Origin of the sequence: Photorhabdus caribbeanensis (assembly GCF_018448885.1) — a bacterium.
Lineage (GTDB): Bacteria > Pseudomonadota > Gammaproteobacteria > Enterobacterales > Enterobacteriaceae > Photorhabdus > Photorhabdus caribbeanensis.
This window is the reverse complement of the sequence record NZ_RCWB01000009.1, coordinates 19,534-37,722: the sequence shown is the minus strand read 5'-3', so window position 1 is coordinate 37,722 and position 18,189 is coordinate 19,534. Positions and strand designations below refer to the sequence as shown.

16 protein-coding genes and 4 tRNA genes are annotated in these 18,189 nt (G+C 40.5%); 11 read left to right on the top strand and 9 right to left on the bottom strand.

The genetic code is table 11. The annotated features are described in order from the left end of the window. Window positions 1-82: 82 nt before the first annotated feature. Window positions 83-158, top strand: a tRNA-Asn gene (locus tag EAE90_RS08305). A 124-nt stretch (window positions 159-282) separates the two neighbouring features. Here EAE90_RS08305 and EAE90_RS08300 read toward each other — a convergent pair. Further along, window positions 283-1,359: a hypothetical protein gene (locus tag EAE90_RS08300; RefSeq protein ID WP_214053110.1), complete on the bottom strand. Its 1,077-nt coding sequence runs from the start codon at window positions 1,357-1,359 to the stop codon at window positions 283-285. Between the two features lie 701 nt (window positions 1,360-2,060). On the opposite strand from EAE90_RS08300, the gene EAE90_RS08295 reads away from it, so the two are divergent. From EAE90_RS08295 to EAE90_RS08270, 6 genes are all read left to right on the top strand, one after another. Continuing rightward, window positions 2,061-2,136, top strand: a tRNA-Asn gene (locus tag EAE90_RS08295). 243 nt (window positions 2,137-2,379) lie between these two features. Beyond that, window positions 2,380-2,455, top strand: a tRNA-Asn gene (locus EAE90_RS08290). A 262-nt stretch (window positions 2,456-2,717) separates the two neighbouring features. Next, window positions 2,718-2,793, top strand: a tRNA-Asn gene (locus tag EAE90_RS08285). A gap of 220 nt (window positions 2,794-3,013) precedes the next feature. Continuing rightward, the gene (pyrC, locus tag EAE90_RS08280; RefSeq protein WP_214053109.1) at window positions 3,014-4,066 is read left to right on the top strand and encodes a dihydroorotase; all 1,053 of its coding nucleotides are present in this window, start codon (window positions 3,014-3,016) and stop codon (window positions 4,064-4,066) included. Window positions 4,067-4,266: 200 nt separating this feature from the next. After that, entirely contained in the window at window positions 4,267-4,521 is a 255-nt protein-coding gene (bssS, locus tag EAE90_RS08275; RefSeq protein ID WP_214053108.1) for a biofilm formation regulator BssS, read from the top strand. Between the two features lie 203 nt (window positions 4,522-4,724). Continuing rightward, window positions 4,725-5,327, top strand: a complete 603-nt coding sequence (locus EAE90_RS08270) for a response regulator transcription factor (RefSeq protein WP_214053107.1) — start codon at window positions 4,725-4,727, stop codon at window positions 5,325-5,327. Window positions 5,328-5,479: 152 nt separating this feature from the next. Here EAE90_RS08270 and trhO read toward each other — a convergent pair whose 3' ends face one another. Together trhO and EAE90_RS08260 are read right to left on the bottom strand one after the other, a co-directional pair. Further along, the gene (gene trhO / locus EAE90_RS08265; protein WP_214053106.1) at window positions 5,480-6,538 is read right to left on the bottom strand and encodes an oxygen-dependent tRNA uridine(34) hydroxylase TrhO; all 1,059 of its coding nucleotides are present in this window, start codon (window positions 6,536-6,538) and stop codon (window positions 5,480-5,482) included. A 255-nt stretch (window positions 6,539-6,793) separates the two neighbouring features. Beyond that, the gene (locus EAE90_RS08260; protein ID WP_214053105.1) at window positions 6,794-7,030 is read right to left on the bottom strand and encodes a DinI family protein; all 237 of its coding nucleotides are present in this window, start codon (window positions 7,028-7,030) and stop codon (window positions 6,794-6,796) included. Between the two features lie 283 nt (window positions 7,031-7,313). On the opposite strand from EAE90_RS08260, the gene EAE90_RS08255 reads away from it, so the two are divergent. Together EAE90_RS08255 and EAE90_RS08250 are read left to right on the top strand one after the other, a co-directional pair. Beyond that, complete coding sequence (locus EAE90_RS08255; protein ID WP_214053104.1) at window positions 7,314-8,255, top strand: Kdo(2)-lipid IV(A) acyltransferase; 942 nt, start codon at window positions 7,314-7,316, stop codon at window positions 8,253-8,255. A gap of 719 nt (window positions 8,256-8,974) precedes the next feature. Beyond that, window positions 8,975-10,513, top strand: a complete 1,539-nt coding sequence (locus EAE90_RS08250; protein WP_214053103.1) for a peptide MFS transporter — start codon at window positions 8,975-8,977, stop codon at window positions 10,511-10,513. An 82-nt stretch (window positions 10,514-10,595) separates the two neighbouring features. Here EAE90_RS08250 and EAE90_RS08245 read toward each other — a convergent pair whose 3' ends face one another. From EAE90_RS08245 to EAE90_RS08220, 6 genes are all read right to left on the bottom strand, one after another. Further along, window positions 10,596-10,922, bottom strand: coding sequence for a HigA family addiction module antitoxin (locus EAE90_RS08245; protein WP_214053102.1), 327 nt, complete (start codon window positions 10,920-10,922; stop codon window positions 10,596-10,598). 14 nt (window positions 10,923-10,936) lie between these two features. Then, window positions 10,937-11,224 carry a type II toxin-antitoxin system RelE/ParE family toxin gene (locus EAE90_RS08240; RefSeq protein ID WP_036775804.1) on the bottom strand — a complete coding sequence of 96 codons (288 nt, stop codon included), beginning with the start codon at window positions 11,222-11,224 and terminating at the stop codon, window positions 10,937-10,939. A gap of 67 nt (window positions 11,225-11,291) precedes the next feature. Continuing rightward, the gene (locus EAE90_RS08235; protein WP_214053101.1) at window positions 11,292-11,999 is read right to left on the bottom strand and encodes a helix-turn-helix domain-containing protein; all 708 of its coding nucleotides are present in this window, start codon (window positions 11,997-11,999) and stop codon (window positions 11,292-11,294) included. A 56-nt stretch (window positions 12,000-12,055) separates the two neighbouring features. Next, entirely contained in the window at window positions 12,056-12,391 is a 336-nt protein-coding gene (locus EAE90_RS08230) for a tRNA-binding protein (RefSeq protein ID WP_214053100.1), read from the bottom strand. A gap of 268 nt (window positions 12,392-12,659) precedes the next feature. Beyond that, on the bottom strand, window positions 12,660-13,019 hold the full coding sequence (locus EAE90_RS08225) for a hypothetical protein (RefSeq protein ID WP_214053099.1): 360 nt from the start codon (window positions 13,017-13,019) through the stop codon (window positions 12,660-12,662). Between the two features lie 218 nt (window positions 13,020-13,237). Next, window positions 13,238-14,071, bottom strand: coding sequence for a MurR/RpiR family transcriptional regulator (locus EAE90_RS08220; protein ID WP_214053098.1), 834 nt, complete (start codon window positions 14,069-14,071; stop codon window positions 13,238-13,240). 303 nt (window positions 14,072-14,374) lie between these two features. Here EAE90_RS08220 and EAE90_RS08215 point away from each other — a divergent pair, with 303 nt between their 5' ends. After that, window positions 14,375-15,886 (top strand): CoA-acylating methylmalonate-semialdehyde dehydrogenase, encoded by a 1,512-nt coding sequence (locus EAE90_RS08215; RefSeq protein ID WP_214053097.1) that lies wholly within the window; start codon window positions 14,375-14,377, stop codon window positions 15,884-15,886. Window positions 15,887-15,902: 16 nt separating this feature from the next. Next, entirely contained in the window at window positions 15,903-17,837 is a 1,935-nt protein-coding gene (gene iolD, locus EAE90_RS08210; RefSeq protein ID WP_246550511.1) for a 3D-(3,5/4)-trihydroxycyclohexane-1,2-dione acylhydrolase (decyclizing), read from the top strand. The last annotated feature ends 352 nt before the right edge of the window (window positions 17,838-18,189 follow it).

Genomic DNA, 18,189 nt, shown 5'->3' with positions numbered 1-18,189 from the left:
AGCAAGTAACAAAATAGTCAGCTTTTTTGCGTTGACAGTGTTTCAATTGATCGCTAGTATTCGCCCCGTTCCCAAGAACGATTCCTCCATAGTTCAGTCGGTAGAACGGCGGACTGTTAATCCGTATGTCACTGGTTCAAGTCCAGTTGGAGGAGCCAAATTTAAGTCTAGAGGTAGGAAAACGGATCTCTAGCGCTCCAGCAGTTAATGCGAATAAAAGCCCAATTTTCATTGGGCTTTTATGCTATTTAAGCAATAACACATTCACAGGCACCAAGCTGATTAATCCAGAGCTACTTTATAAATTTTTTCTTTCGATTTATGCAGTATATTCACTTCACCAATAAATGATATTTCATAATGAATTTTCACCAAGCCATTACCTATATAATTAAAGAAATCAATTCCACCTGGTTGACCATCAGCATTTTTTTCAGGATTAATTACAGCCAATTGGAAAACATTATCTTCACTACCTTGTAAAGAATCTATCTTTAATACCAACTCCCCTGTATCCCGATCATCAGCAGAATATCCTCTGATATGCACTGTCCCTTTTTTCAATTGCTTGTCTTTAAGTTTAATATCGCTGACCAAAATATTGATGTCATACTCAATAATACTTTCACCAATTGGTCGGCCTCTATTTTCATCATACTCTTTAATGTAAGGCACTTCTAAATCACGACGAACCTGAACCGTCTCAGAATCTTTATCAAGTTCCACAAGCACACGTTGAACAGCCGAAAATCTAGCAGTACCGCTTTCACTAATAGTATAATAAAGGCTATCATGTTTACCTTCAGTAAGAAGAGCATTTTTTACAGGCAAACTACGAATATCACTGCTATTTTGTACACCAGGAACAATTTCAACATTGTTATTATCAAAAACAAATTTCAATTCATGTTTATCTGATATATTGGAATCAGTGAAAAGTACTTTAACTCCTGCCTTTATATCGTCACTGCTAATAACATTATCATAATACGCTGGATATACAGGTGCTGCCAATCCTACTGATTTCAATTTAAATCGATCCAGAACCGCTTTCGCTACCACACCACCATTCGCATCCGTTACTTCAGCCTCAAAACCAATTGTAGCGTTAACCTTCTGATCTGTTTTAATTTTTACTAAAATTTCAAATGCTCTACTAACAGGATTGAATACGTTATCGCTACTTACAACTTCGTATTCACCCTCATTCAAACCATTCACTACAATTTTACTTTTGTAAGTATCTAATGGTACAGAACCATCATCATCCTGTAGAACGACAAATAATCGCAATGGAACGTTAAACCAATCTTTATGCGAAACCCAGTTAGCGACATCAGTATTAATTAAAAACTTCATGACTTTTCCTCATCTGTTTTATATAAATCACCTGAAAATTAGCCACTCTTTTCGGGGGGATATTATTTGCTTATTTTATATTTAAAATTACCTTCACCTCCTCACCAACTATTTAATTTAAGATATTTTCTGAAATAGTTTTTATTCATTTCATTACATTTATATGTACATACCAATATATTATTAATTTGAGAGTATCTTAGTGCACTAGCAGTAAATGAGATTTCATTATCAATGACAAACTCTTTAATATTCGATCTGGCGTGGATTAATATCATTCTTGCCAAATCAGAGCTCAGATAACAAATTACTTTTTCAGTTAATAAGTATAGACGAGTAAATCCGCTAATAAATATCAAAATACAATAAGTGATCTGTCAAAACAGATAAAATAGGAAAATTATCATAAAATATAAAAATATCATAAATAACACTAAAATAAAATTATCAAACATATATTTAATTATATTTTTAATTCTCATGATTAATTATTTTCTAAATAGAAAATATAGATGATATTTTCACCATCTAATTATCATAGACAAACATCAGTTAATTCTCATATTTCTTGAACTGAAAAATTTAATCGACTAAAAAATATCATTTTGAACACCAGTTAACCAATCAAACTCAATTTTCACTTTTCCCCTTTGACAAGCCCAAAATACCCAGATATTATTCGCCTCGTTGTCAAGGACAATTCCTCCATAGTTCAGTCGGTAGAACGGCGGACTGTTAATCCGTATGTCACTGGTTCGAGTCCAGTTGGAGGAGCCAAATTCATAAGAAGCCCGCCCAGTGCGGGCTTTTTGCATTCTAAATTCCACCATTTGCTTACAACGTAATATAATAATTCTGATCAAACTACTTCCTATAGCATACATTTCCCAGCAAACACCCCTTATTCGGCATAAAAACAGATCAATAAGTTCAGTTTGCCAGCAAATAAACCATTTTTGTTATTTTCTGCTTTGACAAAGCAAAAACATACCGTTAATATGCACCCCGTTGTTAAGGAGTTCCTCCATAGTTCAGTCGGTAGAACGGCGGACTGTTAATCCGTATGTCACTGGTTCAAGTCCAGTTGGAGGAGCCAAATTATGAGAATCCCGCTTATATGCGGGATTTTTGCTATTCTAACCTTTCTAACTTAAATCCCCCACCACTATTTGCTCGCAGCATAAGCACAATAATTCCATTCAATTCACATAAATAGAATAAAATTCCATCAACCATCAATTAATTAGCATAAAAATGCAACAACAAGTGCATTTTGACAGCAAACAAACTATTTTTATCGTTTTCTACTTTGACAAAGCCGAAACATATCACTAATATACGCCTCGTTGTGAAGGAGTTCCTCCATAGTTCAGTCGGTAGAACGGCGGACTGTTAATCCGTATGTCACTGGTTCGAGTCCAGTTGGAGGAGCCAACTTCATTTCTTTTTTTTACCCTCGTTTTTCATTTTTTCCTTTGTTATAAGAAAATCCACCTCTGATTACCCTAACCTAATTGATTTAGCTGATAATTTTGCTAAAAATTATATTCATTGATAGCTATTCGACCATTTTAGCTTTATCATCCATTCCCGGCCTGAATATGCTGAACTCAGCATCTTTCGTTCCTATCATATATACTGGAGCCGGTTTCTCATGACCACTGAATCATACACAATAAAAATCCGCCGCCCTGATGACTGGCACATTCATTTCCGTGATGGTGAAATGCTAAAAACTGTCGTTCCCTATACCAGTCATTATTTTGGCCGGGCTATCGTCATGCCTAATCTGCTTTCGCCGATTACAGAAGTGGTCAGTGCCAAGGCTTATAGAGACAGAATATTGGCAGCCATTCCCGAAGGGCATAACTTCCAGCCTCTTATGACCTGTTATCTTACTGACACTACTGAAAGCGCTCAGATAGAAATAGGTTATAAAGAAGGCATTTTTACCGCCTGTAAGCTCTACCCTGCCAACGCTACAACCAATTCAAGTCACGGCGTCTCTGATATAAAGAATATTTATCCACTATTAGCAGTGATGGAAAAATTGGGGATGCCTCTGCTCGTCCACGGTGAGGTTACTGCTTCTCACATTGATATTTTTGATCGAGAAGCCCGTTTTATTGAACAAGTTATGGAACCATTACGTAGCCAGTTCCCTGCACTGAAAGTTGTGTTTGAACATATAACAACCAAAGAAGCTGCACAATATGTACTGGAAAGCGATGACAATCTGGCAGCGACATTAACTCCACAGCACCTCATGTTCAATCGCAACCATATGCTGGTTGGCGGGATTCGTCCACACCTGTACTGTCTGCCTGTGCTGAAACGTAATGTGCACCAAGAGGCTTTACGAGCAGCCGTCGCCAGTGGCTGTGATCGCTTCTTCCTGGGCACAGACTCAGCACCACATGCACAACATAAAAAGGAGTCCTCCTGTGGTTGTGCCGGCGTTTTTAACGCCCCATCAGCGTTACCTGCTTATGCCACAGTGTTTGAAGAGATAAATGCATTACAGCATTTTGAAGCCTTCTGTTCACTTAATGGCCCTAAATTTTACGGGCTACCTGTCAATGAAGGCTTTATCGAACTGACTCGCAAACCTTCTACCATCATTGAACACATTGATTGCAATAATGAAAGACTTATTCCATTTTTGGCTGGCGAAGATGCCCGTTGGGATGTGAAAGTAGTAGACTGATATAACATGGGGATAGTCATTATCCCCATTAATTTACATAGTTATCAATACACCAACAAATTGACTCATAATTCCTAACAAAAAACCTTCTTACTTTCATTAAAAAGCATATACTAACTAATGACTCATTCAAGAATGAGGTAGTTTGCTCTTAGTCAATGATATTAATAAATAATGCAGTGATCTGATTAGGAGGTTTTATGGGCAGTAAAGATGAGGTTATTCAAACGCATCCCGTTGTAGGTTGGGATGTGAGTACCGTTGATACATATGATGCAATGATGCTACGCCTTCACTATTTGTCCTCCCAAGATCAAACACCAGAACATGTCATGGTAGATCGAACCTTATGGTTGACAACTGACATTGCAAAGCAATTGATATACATCCTCCAGGCAGGAATTGAAAAGATCGAATCTTCAGAATACAGCGATCTAAACAATACGAAACATTAATAATCTTAAACCCGGACACCCGTATAAATGGGTGTCCGGCTAGGAGACACATCAATTCATCTCAAAGATTTTGTCTGAAATACCATATCACTATATAATAATTTCGGATTAAGTTAACTTAACCATCACAATTGCCGAGTTGACTACTAATAGATGGGGCGTTTATTGTGAGTTTGGCCAAACAGGAACAGGGATGTACAATAATGAAAATCTTAATTGTTGAAGAGTGCTATTATACCCGTTCAGGTATCAGCGAGTTTTTAAAGCAAAACGATAATGCTGAAAACCTTGAAATCGTTGACGCGCCTTCAATTAACGAGGCTATAGATATTGTAACCCATTTTTCTCCTGATATCGTTTTAGCTAACTTGACACATTATTGTCATCATGCCAGTTACTGTTCCGATTTACAGAAATTCATTACTCTTATAGATAACACTCGTATCTATATATACCTTAATAGCGCTTATCCTTATTGTGACAATCATATTACATTGAAGGATAACGCTTTCATTCTGGCAAAGAAAAATCTTACCTATCTGCTTAATAAAATTAGCAAAACTACATTGCAGGAAATTCAGAGACATAAAGCAACAATCGACCAATGTTGTTCTATTTTCAGTCCTCAAGAGCATAAAGTTATCGATTACTGGATGCAAGAAATCCCTAATTACAAGATATCGCAAAAGTTAAAAATCAGTAATAGCACAGTCTATTCTCATAAAAGACACATTACTGAAAAAATAAATGTGCGTAATAGAATTGAGCTCTGCTTTATTTACAATGTATTTAAATATCTCTATTGATGCATCGCGACAGCAAGGGAGAGAATCCCCGAAGCATAGCGAACTATGTGACCGGGATGAGCGAGTACAGCCAATAAAGAGGCAACTTGAAAGACAACGGGTATAAATCAGATAAACTGGCACATTGCTCTCTGTGCCAGTGATTAATCGTATTATTCAACAGACTGTAGTGAAATACTGCTCAAGCCATCCTGTAGACGATGCCGGGATTTATTAAATATTTTAGCTCCATTTTCACGGCCGGCACGGCGAGCACGCTGCTCGGTTTCCGGTAATCTGACTTCTTCTCTGCACACTTCGCTACAACAGCCTTCAAATTTAGTCGCACACTCTTGGCACTGAATAAATAACAAGTGGCACCCTTCATTCTTACAATTAGTATGACTGTCGCAAGACGCGCCACATTGATGGCAATGAGCAATCACCTCATCTGAAATACGCTCTCCCATCCGCTCATCAAAAACAAAGTTTTTACCAATAAAACGTACTGGTAATCCCTGTTCTCTCGCTTTACGAGCATATTCGATAATACCGCCCTCTACGTGATAGACATTTTTAAAGCCATTGTGCAACATATAAGCACTGGCTTTTTCACAACGAATACCACCGGTACAGTACATTACAATATTTTTATCCTTATTATCCTGCAACATTTCCACAGCCATTGGCAGTTGTTCACGGAATGTATCAGAAGGAATTTCAATCGCATTTTCAAAATGCCCAACTTCATATTCATAGTGATTGCGCATATCGACAAATAGCGTATCAGGATCATCCAGCATCTGGTTGACTTGCTCTGCTTTAAGGTACTCGCCGGTTCTTGATGGATCAAAAGTTTCATCTTCAATCCCATCGGCCACTACGCGATCACGTACTTTCATACGCAGAACCCAGAAAGATTTCCCATCATCATCCAAGGCAATATTCAGCCTCAAATTATCCAATGCAGGATCAACGCTATACAATAACGCCTTGAATGCTTCCAAATTATGAGTTGGCAAACTTATCTGTGCATTGATCCCCTCTTTAGCAATATAAACCCGGCCAAATACTGAGAGGTCGGTAAATTGTTGATACAAGCTGTTACGAAAAGCCAGAGGATCTAAGATATTAAAATATTTGTAAAAAGAGATGGTAGTACGAGGTTGGGTCTCCGCCAACATACGTTCTTTCAGCTCTTTATTAGAAATGCGGTTGTGTAACACTGGCATGGTGTACTTTCCTGAATTTCAAGTCATAAAATAGGGATGTATAAGTGATAGCCTCCGCTATCAAGCGTAATATGATAACGAAAATGATTTTCAACGAGTAGTCATTTGTCACGCAGCGATAGGAAATCAGTGGTAAAACGGGAGGCCCCCCTCCCACTAGTTGAGCATGCAGCCCTTTACACACAAACAATAGGATAGATAAGTCAAACAGCCGACAACCCGCAGGTTTAACTGGCGGCAGTAGCTTAATTATTATCAAGGCTGGAACCAATCATCAGCGCTTTCCCATGTCTCCTGTAAAATCTCTTCAACGGCTTTCCTATCATCAAAGGTGCCACCACGAACAGACAGCCCATCATGACTTGCCAACTTCACATTGGTTTTAATATCAGGCCATCGACGTTTAAGACGGTTATCCAGTTCCTCAGCAAGCGCAGGGACAGCACCTTTTGGCAGCTTTTTAGATTTATCGATAGTGACTTCTACATGCATAATTTTCCCCTCCACAAACGATACTGTTTATATAAACAGTAATATTATCTACATGAATTGTAAATAGCACTGTAAAACTATTTTAATTTTTATTTATCAGTAAATTATGAGCTACCCTTCTTTCATCAATGGCAAAACGGGATAACAAATAATCACCCCACTATCGACCAAAATTGAGATCATAAACATTTCATGCTTGAAAACTTCGATATCCCGTTAAAAGATGTCACAATAGAGAGATTGTTTTGTCCATCTTATTGGAACTATAAAAACCCGAGAATCCATGATACAAGCACCTTCTTTTCAACGTTCACTACTTCATCCCCGTCATTGGCCTACCTGGTTTGGTATCAGTCTGCTTTACTTACTGGTTCTGCTCCCCTATCCCGTTATTTACTGGATAGGCACTCGTCTGGGCAGATTTTCTATGCGCTTTCTGAAAAAACGCGCCAATGTTGCCGAAAGAAATCTTGAGCTATGTTTTCCTGATATGTCACAGGAGAAACGCGACGCACTATTAATAAAAAACTTCGAATCCGTCGGAATGGGAATATTTGAAACGGGTATGGCCTGGTTTTGGCCTGACTGGCGGATAGAACGCTGGTTTAAAGTGACTGGGCGAGAAAACATTCAGAAAATTCAAACGACTGGGCAAGGGATTATTGTTATTGGTATTCACTTCCTGACGTTGGAACTCGGCGCCCGCATTCTCGGTTTGCTCAATCCCGGCATTGGCGTTTACCGTCCGAACGATAACCCAGTTATGGATTGGCTACAAACATGGGGACGACTGCGCTCCAACAAATATATGTTGGATAGAAAAGATGTCAAAGGCATGATCCGTTGTCTGAAAAATGGCGAAATTGTCTGGTACGCCCCCGATCATGATTACGGCCCACGAAAAAGTGTATTTGCACCGCTATTTGCCGTTGAACATGCTGCAACCACCACCGGCACTTCAATACTTGTGCGCCTCGCTGATCCGGCAATGATCCCATTTACTCCCCGCCGTTTACCTGATGGAAAAGGTTATGAACTGATTATTCAACCGGCAGTAGTAGGATTTCCAAAAGACGATGAAGTGAAAGCAGCAGCCTTCATGAACAAAGTTGTAGAACAGGAAATTTTACAAGCACCTGATCAATATATGTGGTTGCATCGCCGCTTTAAAACCCGACCTAAGGGAATGCCTTCTCTGTACGGACAAGCTGATAAAGTCCATTAAATTTATTAATGGCTGTTTCTTTATCCAGGAAACAGCCATAATCACTTTCGCATGCAACCCAATAAACCTAATAGTTGATTATTCCATTTTAATGCTGAGGTTATACTTTTTAATTTAATTTCTTTTCAATTTTCATATAAGAAACCAGGACTCATCTAAAATTTCATAATAAATACCAAATTGACAATCAAATCACGTTACCTTTCTTAACCTTCACTATTACCAGCCTTTGAAAAGATGTCTTATATACCTGTCATCTTTCAAGTTGCCTCTTTGTTGGCTGCACTCACCCCGGTAACATAGTTATCTATACTCCCGGGGATTCGCTCCCTTACCGCCGCGAAGCATCTTGAAATCAATAAGATATATATTACCGTTATTACTTAATTTATTATTTTAAAATATTTTCCCCATAAAAAGAGATCAAATATAAATAGAAATAAGTCAATAGGTATTATCTTCATTTTAACCTATCAATTATGAGAAATGAGATTTATGTCGGATTTTGCTCTGAAAAATGGAATATAAGTAAGAGATACCTTACTTGTTAATAAAATTGACCGAAAAATATGTTAAAAATATATTAACAAGACATGACATCATTTAATAAAAACGTGGCTTTTTTGTTTGCTCTAAACCTAAATTTGAAAGAGCTTTTTAAAAGCTTTATTTGTTACACACACTGCACTCCTAAAGTGTAGTCTTATAGGAAAACTTAGATGCATTCTTCCATTAACAATACAAAAACCAGAACTTTCTTTGGGCATCCTTACCCATTAAGTTCTTTGTTCTTCACAGAAATGTGGGAACGTTTCTCTTACTACGGCATTCGTCCACTGCTGATCTTGTTCATGGCGGCAACCATCTATGATGGCGGGATGGGTATTCCCCGTGAACAGGCCGCAGCTATTGTCGGTATCTTTGCAGGTAGTGTTTATCTGACCGCACTACCCGGTGGTTGGCTGGCGGATAACTGGTTAGGCCAACGTCAAGCAGTCTGGTATGGCTCAATCATTATTGCACTAGGGCACCTGTCTATCGCTCTCTCCGGCTTTTTAAGTCATTATTTGTTCTTTATTGGCTTATTACTGATCGTATTAGGTACAGGACTGTTTAAAACCTGTGTCACCGTCATGGTCGGCACGCTGTATAAAAAAGATGATCCACGTCGTGATGGTGGTTTTTCCCTATTTTATATGGGAATTAATATCGGTTCCTTCATTGCTCCTCTGGCTACAGGCTTGCTGGTTCGTGACTATGGCTGGCACTGGGGTTTTGGTATCGGAGGGTTGGGGATGCTGGTTGCCCTATTGATATTCCGTTTCTACACGATCCCTTTGATGCGCCAATATGATAAAGAAGGTGGTTTGGATTCAAGCTGGGACCACCCTACAGTGAAGCGTGAAAACGTCGGCAAATGGGTCTTTACCACTGTTATCGCTATCATTGCTATTATTGCTCTGCTAATCCTTGGTGTAATTCCATTCAATCCGGTAGCCGTAGCCAGCGCAATGGTCTATGTGATTTCATCCTGTGTAACACTTTACTTCGCCTATTTGTTCCTGTTTGCCGGTTTAAGCAGTAGTGACCGTTCGCGCCTGCTGGTCTGTTTTATCCTGCTGGTATCTGCTGCATTCTTTTGGTCTGCATTCGAGCAAACGCCAACGTCATTCAACCTGTTCGCCAATGATTATACTAACCGTATAGTGATGGGGTTTGAGATCCCGACAGTATGGTTCCAATCAATTAATGCACTGTTTATTATCCTGCTGGCCCCTGTATTCAGTTGGTTCTGGCCCAAACTGGCAAAAAACAACATCAATCCGAGCAGTATCAGTAAATTCATTATTGGTCTTCTGTTCGCTGCCGGTGGTTTTGGCGTGATGATTCTGGCTGCGCAAAATGTGCTGGCAACAGGTGAAACCGTTTCTCCTTTCTGGCTGATATCAAGTTCTCTGTTTCTGACACTCGGTGAGCTGTGCCTTAGCCCAATTGGACTCGCGACGGTGACGCTACTGGCCCCGTCGCGAATGCGTGGTCAAATCATGGGCTTGTGGTTTTGTGCAAATGCTTTGGGTAATTTAGCTGCCGGCTTGATTGGTGGACACGTGCGCGCTGACCAACTGGACAATCTACCTGATCTGTTCTCCCGTGTATCTTTGGCTCTGGTTATTTGTGCAGTGGTATTGATGGTGTTAATTGTCCCTATTCGCCGCCTGCTTAATAGTGCTGATAAATCAGAAGCGAAAATTCAATAATACTTATCACTCACGTAAAGCCATCTCATCATAAGATGGCTTTACGTATTTCAACGCATTTATGCTCTTGAAAACAAACACATTAGTGCATTGCCGTTGCAACTGATGGCTCAACTATCTGTTTTACATTCAGTGATTCTGTCTGATAGGCATGATTACGCACATCCCATAGTTCAACAGCGTGTTGAATATTAAGCCAAAACTCCGCTGTGTTCCCCAAAGCCGCCGCCAATTTAATCGCCATAGGAACAGTTAACGAACCTTTATCATGCACAATCCTGCTTAATGTATTACGGTGAACACCCATAGCTTCCGCAAGCACATTAATTTCGATATTCAAAGGTACCAGAAACTCACTCACCAATATTTCACCCACTGTTGCTGGGCGACGTTTTGTATTCCTCATCATTTATTTCCCTCAGTTTAATAGTTATGAGGATCCAGATATGTATCAACCGCAATACCATCAATCCATTGAAAAATAAGCCTATATTGCTTATTCACTCTTATTGAGCACCATCCCCTCAAATAGCCATTCAAGTATTCAAAATGGTTCCCCGGAGGGATTCTTAAATCAGCCTCTTTAACCGAAGCATCCAAAATTTGTAGTTTTCTGTATAACGCACGCTGTAAAGATGCAGGTATGCATTTGTGCGGTAAATCTTGTTCATAAAATCTTTCTAGCCATCTATCCCTGAATTCAACAGCCATAACATCCTCGTTGTTTGTATATTACGCACAATCATATTGTGCATCAAGTCATAAAATGCTGAAAATATCATTTGGCTTTACGCAATCTGGCTGGAGTACAACCATAATGTTGATTAAATGCAAAGGTAAAAGCTGACTGGGAGGCATAACCAGACAGAAAAGCGATGTCAGCCAAAGATCTATCACTGTAAACCAACAGATTATAGGCAAATTCCATCCGGCACGTTTTCAAATAAACCATTGGACTCATTCCTGTTGCAATAAAAAGCTTACGACGCAAGGTACTGGCAGATACTGAGCAAATATCAGCCATATCCATTACCGTCACTTTTTCATGCAGACGCCTAACAAGCCCCTGATGCAGTTTGGCGATCAACGTTGAAGACGAACCTACTTGTGGTAGCTGAGCGAGTAATAAACGGGCAGCATCTGCGTGATTAGCGGGTGGCTGTGGGTAATCATGCAACCACTTAATAAGAGCAAGAGCAGAATCAGGTAATGGTTGCCAGAAAGAATCACTATGTAATTGATTAAACAGTGCCGAAGGCAGCTCCAGCACCAATTGCTGATTTTCACCACCAGCGAAAAAGCTGTGTTTCGCATCCGGTGGGATCATAACAACATTTCCAAAACCAACGGTACTTTGTTGCCCTTCTACGTTTAATTCAAGTTGTCCATTATAGCCAAAAACGAACTGCCATAATCCTTGGTGGCTATGGCTAATAGTTTCAGCAGAATACTGGCGTAAATGTAATGAAGGTAATTGAACAGCCATATTTATTGTCGCTGATTAAAATACACTCCATTTATTCGACAACAAAATAGCGTGGTTTACAATAATTTATGACCATTCGGGACAGGAAGGGTAAATTCTGCGATCACCACCGCATCATTTTCATCCATACAACCGGTTAACAACACCTCTGATTTAACACCAGCAATCCGTTTTGGTGGAAAATTGCATACACAAAGGACCTGACGACCAATTAGTTGTTCAGGTGTGTAATGCACTGTTATCTGGGCGCTTGAACTTTTAACGCCCAACTCGCCAAGATCAATTTGTAATTTATAGGCAGGTTTGCTGGCTTTAGGATTCAATTCTACTGAAATAACTGTGCCAACCCGCATATCAACTTTTTCAAAGTCAGTCCATTCGATCTGTTCCATATATTCTTCTCCTTTAGTGCGAAGTCATTATACCCTCATCTTTCAAGTTGCCTCTTTATTGGCTGCACTCGCGCCCCCCGGTAACACAGTTATCTATGCTCCCGGGGATTCGCTCCCTTGCCGTCGCGATGCTTCTTGAACTCCATAAGGTATATACTCACATGCTAATAGAGAAAATTCTTTCGAGAGAGCGTCAATAATTGTCGACAAACTGCCTATTTTCCCCGACAAGTCATTCACTTCACTATCGAATTGCTTTGAATCACTGTTATTCCCGATCGAAAAAGTTACTTCTGGTCATGCCCCCGTTCTCTTTAATACGAGCATCGCGTTCAAGATCCCGACGGGTTTTATCATAGATTCCATTATTAAACTCGTCACTCCTCCAATTAAGTTCATCTTCTTTCATCTGCCTCGCCAGTTCCCGCTTCTCCGCCGCATTATTATCTGTAATGATTTTATCCACATTCCAAGGTTGAAGGTTAAGATTTTCTCGTTTCTTTAAATACTCTTCAGATGGCTTATTATCAACCGGAATATCACTTTTGTAGTCAAAATTTGAGGCAAATACCTGGCAAGAAATTGCGGATAAAATAACAAAAATATAACGTGATCCCTTAATCATCATATGCTCCATTTTCAAAACCATCACATCGAATAATTATTAAATAATTATTGCCAATAAGAATCAATAGCATTTATGTTCACAAGCCAATTATCAATATCAGGTTTACACTTTATTTAAATTATGCGCTTTGTACTGGCTCAGTAAAGAATTAACCCGCCGGAATCTGCGGGTCAATAGTCATCAGAGGTTCATCGGGAATATAAGGGATTATTTCACAATTAAATCTGGTTTCCTTGCCGATAAGCCAGAGCAACCGCCAAAGATTGCACTAAACACAAAGTAGCAGACTGAGAACGGAATGCATCCACCTGTGCTTCTTTAACGACAAAACAAACATCACTAAAACTGGCAAGCGGACTAATCTGGCTATCCGTAATCACTATCTGTTTTGCCCCGGCTTTCGCCGCCCTCTCACTGACCATCAGAGTTTCTTCTGCATAAGGGGTAAAACTGATGGAAACGACAATATCTTCTTCCCCAATTAGATTAATCTGTTCCCTGAACATTCCCCCCAAACCATCCACGAGTAAAGGGCGACATTCCAAGTGATTCAATGCATAAGAAAGATAAGCCGCCACACTAAAAGAACGGCGCAACCCAATAATGTAAATATTCTTAGCCTGAGCCAATAAGTCTACTGCGTTCCTTAAATCTTCGGGGGCCGTTCTGGCAGCTAGCTGTTGCATAGCCTGCACATTTGAACGAGCAAATTCCTGCAAAATATGCTGAGGGTCTTCCGGTGGCTCCTGTTCGCCATCCAATTCCCTAAATAACCTGGCCCGGTCTGCATAACTGGCGGTTTCTTCCACCATATGCATGCGGAATAGCTGTTTCATTTCATTAAAGCCACTGAAATCAAACGCATTAGCGAAACGAATTAATGTTGATGGAGGAACATCAGCTTCTCTGGCAATCACAGCGACAGTATCAAAAGCGACACTATTGGTATTATCCAGCACATATCGAGCTACTTGTTGCAGGCGTTTACTCAATTCACTATAGCGTGAACGGACTTGTTCTTGAAATTCATTCAGATTCGATGCGACAGACATAAATCCCCCATAAAATTTATCGCCAGCAATTGTAATCGTTTTACCGTATAAGCTGAATCATATTTCATTTTTATAGTTAAAAATGAAACACATAATCCATTCATTGTAATGATTTATTATTATCACTATATTGATTAACATCTAATTAATCATCTAATTATCGGTAATTCATAAAAACCTTACACTGATCACACTAATTGCCTTTTGTTCCAAATAACATTGAAAATAAAACATATATTTCATATATCTATTATCAAAGTTTCTGATTCAGTACTAATATCAAATCCGCAAAAGAGGCTCAGAATGGAACAAGTACAGAATTATGTTAATGGGCAACTCATTCCTAATCATAGCACCCGCTTTTCTCCGGTATTTAATCCAGCGACAGGAAAACAGATACGCCAGGTAACATTAAGCACAGCCCATGAAGTTGAACAGGCAATTGAAGCCGCTCATCAGGCTTACCCTGAATGGTCTAAAATTTCACCTCTAAAACGTGCTCGTGTCATGTTCCAGTTCAAAGCATTGCTAGAAGCCAATATAGACAAACTAGCGCGATTGATTTCAGAAGAGCATGGAAAAATCCATTCAGATGCCATTGGTGAATTAACTCGCGGCCTGGAAGTCGTTGAGTTTGCCTGTGGCATTCCTCATCTACAAAAAGGTGAACATTCCGCTAATACCGGAACAGGCGTAGACAGCCATTCATTAATGCAGCCTTTAGGCGTTTGTGTCGGCATTACCCCTTTCAACTTCCCGGCAATGGTTCCTATGTGGATGTTTCCTATCGCATTAGCGACAGGAAATACTTTCGTATTGAAGCCTTCAGAAAAAGATCCCTCTCTCGCGATTGAATTAGCATTACTGCTTAAACAATCCGGTTTACCCGATGGCGTATTTAATGTTGTCAACGGCGACAAAGAAGCTGTCGACGCACTACTAACAGATCCACGGGTACAAGCCGTCAGCTTTGTTGGTTCAACTCCTGTCGCTGAATATATCTACACTACCGCCTCAGCTCACGGAAAACGCTGTCAGGCTCTTGGTGGCGCAAAAAATCACTGTATTCTGATGCCAGATGCCGACCTTGATATGGCTAGCAATGCTATTGCAGGTGCGTCTTTTGGCGCAGCCGGTGAACGTTGCATGGCATTGTCTGTTGTATTAGCGGTTGGGGACGAAACGGCTGATGCGCTGATTGAAAAATTACGTCAACAGATCAGCAAAATATCTGTCGGTCCCGGTATTGTCGCAACTAAAGAAAACGATATGGGGCCAGTTATCTCCGTCCAACACCAGGCTAAAATCGGTGATTACATCGACAGCGGCGAAAAACAGGGAGCCAGCCTGTTAATTGATGGCCGTCAACTCAAGGTTCCGGGTTATGAAAATGGCTATTTTATTGGCCCGACGCTATTTGATAACGTCACGCCAGAGATGAAAATCTATCAAGAAGAAATCTTCGGCCCCGTTCTATCAATCGTCCGTGTACCTGATTATGCCACCGCGCTAACCTTAATTAACTGCCATCAATATGGTAATGGTACCGCGATATTCACCCGTGACGGAGAAACAGCGCGCCAATTTAGCGAAGATGTACAAGCGGGTATGGTAGGCATCAATATTCCCATTCCAGTGCCAATGGCTTTCCACAGCTTCGGTGGCTGGAAACGCTCGATTTTTGGTCCACTTAACGTTCACGGTAATGATGGCGTTCGCTTCTACACTCGCATGAAAACCGTCACCAGCCGTTGGCCGGCAAGTATCAGATTAGAACATCATTCCAGTAGTTTTGTGATGCCAACAATGGAATAAAATGGAGTTCTGTAATATGAGCAAATCAACAATGACAACGGCTCAAGCATTGGTGAAATTCCTGAACCAGCAATATGTGGAAGCAGACGGAGAACAATATCCATTCATCAGAGGAATCTTTACCATTTTTGGTCACGGTAATGTTGTTGGATTAGGGCAAGCTCTGGAGCAAGATCCCGGCCACTTAACCGTTTACCAAGGATGCAATGAACAAGGTATGGCCCATATCGCCACAGGTTTTGCTAAACAGAAAAAACGCAAACAAATTTTTGCCGTAACTTCATCTGTTGGTCCTGGCTCCGCCAATATGGTAACTGCCGCGGCAACTGCCACCGCAAATCGCATTCCTCTGCTGTTATTACCCGGTGATCTCTTTGCTTGTCGCCAACCAGATCCAGTTTTACAACAGGTTGAACAGTTCCATGACCATACTATCAGCACTAATGACTGTTTTCGTCCTGTTTCTCGTTACTGGGATCGTATCTCCAGACCAGAACAGCTAATGAGCGCCATGATTAATGCAATGCGAGTTCTGACCGATCCCGCCGATACCGGTGCCGTCACAATCTGTTTGCCACAAGATGTTCAAGGCGAGATTTGGGATTTTCCTGACTATTTCTTTCAAAAACGCATTCACCGCATTGAACGCCGCCCTGCTTCTATCGCCATGATTAGCGATGCCGTGGAACTCATCAATCGCAAGAAAAAACCCTTACTTATCTGCGGTGGCGGGGTACGCTATTCAGAAGCACATGACGCTTTTCGTCAGTTCGCAGAATACTTCAATATTCCTTTTGCTGAAACACAGGCAGGTAAAAGCGCCATAATTGCCGACCATCCCCTTAATTGTGGCGGTTTAGGCACAACCGGCTGTCTTGCTGCCAACCTGATAGCCAAAGAAGCCGATTTAATTATTGGCGTTGGCACCCGGTTTACTGATTTCACCACTGCATCCAAATCGCTATTTCAGCATCCAGAAGTTGAATTTCTTACTATCAACGTAGCGGAATTCGATGCCTGTAAACTGGATGCAATCCCCGTTGTATCAGACGCCCAAACAGGGTTAAACGCTATTGCAGAGCAGCTTACTCAATTGCATTATCACAGTGGTTATCAAGATGAGATTCATCAGGCGCGAGAGGCTTGGCGAAAAGAGTTAACTCGTCTGTTCGAAATTGAGTATCAGGGGGATTTCAGCCCAGAAATTCCCGGTCATCTTGATGATAAATTGGAAGAGTACAGCCAGACATTACAAACCCGCCTGCCACAAACCAGAGTATTGGGATTATTAGACAAATATCTTGAGTCCGAAGCGATTATTGTTGGCGCATCAGGTTCCCTTCCTGGCGATTTACAGCGCTTATGGCAACCCAAACAACCGGATACCTATCATCTTGAGTATGGCTATTCCTGTATGGGCTATGAGATAGCCGCTGCTATTGGCGCTAAACTAGCCTGTCCCCACCAACCGGTTTATGCCATAGTCGGTGATGGCGCTTATATGATGCTTCATTCAGAGCTGCAAACCGCAGTACAAGAAAATATCAAGATCACCGTATTGCTGTTTGATAACGCAGGATTTGGCTGTATCAATAATCTACAAATGAGCCAAGGGATGGGCAGTTTCGGAACAGAAAATCGTTACCGGAACCCAGAAAGCGGCAACATGGACGGCAAACTGATTAAAGTCGACTTCGCCAAAAATGCAGAAAGCTACGGCTGCAAAAGTTACCGAGTCCACGATGAGCGACAACTGCTTGACGCATTACAGGAAGCCCAAAAACAGACCATACCGGTACTCATAGATATCAAAGTGCTGCCTAAAACGATGACTCATGATTATGAATCATGGTGGCGAATAGGCACAGCGCAAGTAGCGAAAAATCCCGCTATAGAATCTGCCGCAAAGAAAATAAAGGAGATGGTTGCAACCAAAGTGCGCCAATATTAAAAAGCGATGGCCTGTAAGGCAGCAGGCCATTTTCCCTTCCTTAATTATCTTCAAGGCCGATTTTAGAATTTTTATTCCAAAAATAAATTACTTTTTCTCTTCCCTCACCCTCGATGATTAGGCGTAGTAACCACCTATTAAAATGTACATTATAATTTGTTTTTAAAGGACAAATATACAAATTCATCCAGCATAAATCTTACTTTACGTGATCTAATTAACACAAATTTAATATTATTGTTAACAAAATGCTATGCCACACTCAAAAGTATAATTTCCAAATATTTACAAATTGAAATAAATGTTTTGTTTGATATATTTTAAAGTATCTCATAAGCAGATACCCAGGTAT

Excerpts from the sequence above, each read along its gene's own strand:
- EAE90_RS08270 (WP_214053107.1), top strand. The coding sequence starts at position 4,725 with ATGAAAATCTTAATTGTTGAAGAGTGCTATTATACCCGTTCAGGTATC.
- iolD (WP_246550511.1), top strand. The coding sequence starts at position 15,903 with ATGAGCAAATCAACAATGACAACGGCTCAAGCATTGGTGAAATTCCTG.
- EAE90_RS08260 (WP_214053105.1), bottom strand. The coding sequence starts at position 7,030 with ATGCATGTAGAAGTCACTATCGATAAATCTAAAAAGCTGCCAAAAGGT.
- EAE90_RS08220 (WP_214053098.1), bottom strand. The coding sequence starts at position 14,071 with ATGTCTGTCGCATCGAATCTGAATGAATTTCAAGAACAAGTCCGTTCA.
- EAE90_RS08300 (WP_214053110.1), bottom strand. The coding sequence starts at position 1,359 with ATGAAGTTTTTAATTAATACTGATGTCGCTAACTGGGTTTCGCATAAA.
- bssS (WP_214053108.1), top strand. The coding sequence starts at position 4,267 with ATGGGCAGTAAAGATGAGGTTATTCAAACGCATCCCGTTGTAGGTTGG.
- EAE90_RS08255 (WP_214053104.1), top strand. The coding sequence starts at position 7,314 with ATGATACAAGCACCTTCTTTTCAACGTTCACTACTTCATCCCCGTCAT.
- EAE90_RS08235 (WP_214053101.1), bottom strand. The coding sequence starts at position 11,999 with ATGGCTGTTCAATTACCTTCATTACATTTACGCCAGTATTCTGCTGAA.
- EAE90_RS08240 (WP_036775804.1), bottom strand. The coding sequence starts at position 11,224 with ATGGCTGTTGAATTCAGGGATAGATGGCTAGAAAGATTTTATGAACAA.
- EAE90_RS08225 (WP_214053099.1), bottom strand. The coding sequence starts at position 13,019 with ATGATGATTAAGGGATCACGTTATATTTTTGTTATTTTATCCGCAATT.
- EAE90_RS08250 (WP_214053103.1), top strand. The coding sequence starts at position 8,975 with ATGCATTCTTCCATTAACAATACAAAAACCAGAACTTTCTTTGGGCAT.
- trhO (WP_214053106.1), bottom strand. The coding sequence starts at position 6,538 with ATGCCAGTGTTACACAACCGCATTTCTAATAAAGAGCTGAAAGAACGT.
- EAE90_RS08245 (WP_214053102.1), bottom strand. The coding sequence starts at position 10,922 with ATGATGAGGAATACAAAACGTCGCCCAGCAACAGTGGGTGAAATATTG.
- EAE90_RS08215 (WP_214053097.1), top strand. The coding sequence starts at position 14,375 with ATGGAACAAGTACAGAATTATGTTAATGGGCAACTCATTCCTAATCAT.
- pyrC (WP_214053109.1), top strand. The coding sequence starts at position 3,014 with ATGACCACTGAATCATACACAATAAAAATCCGCCGCCCTGATGACTGG.
- EAE90_RS08230 (WP_214053100.1), bottom strand. The coding sequence starts at position 12,391 with ATGGAACAGATCGAATGGACTGACTTTGAAAAAGTTGATATGCGGGTT.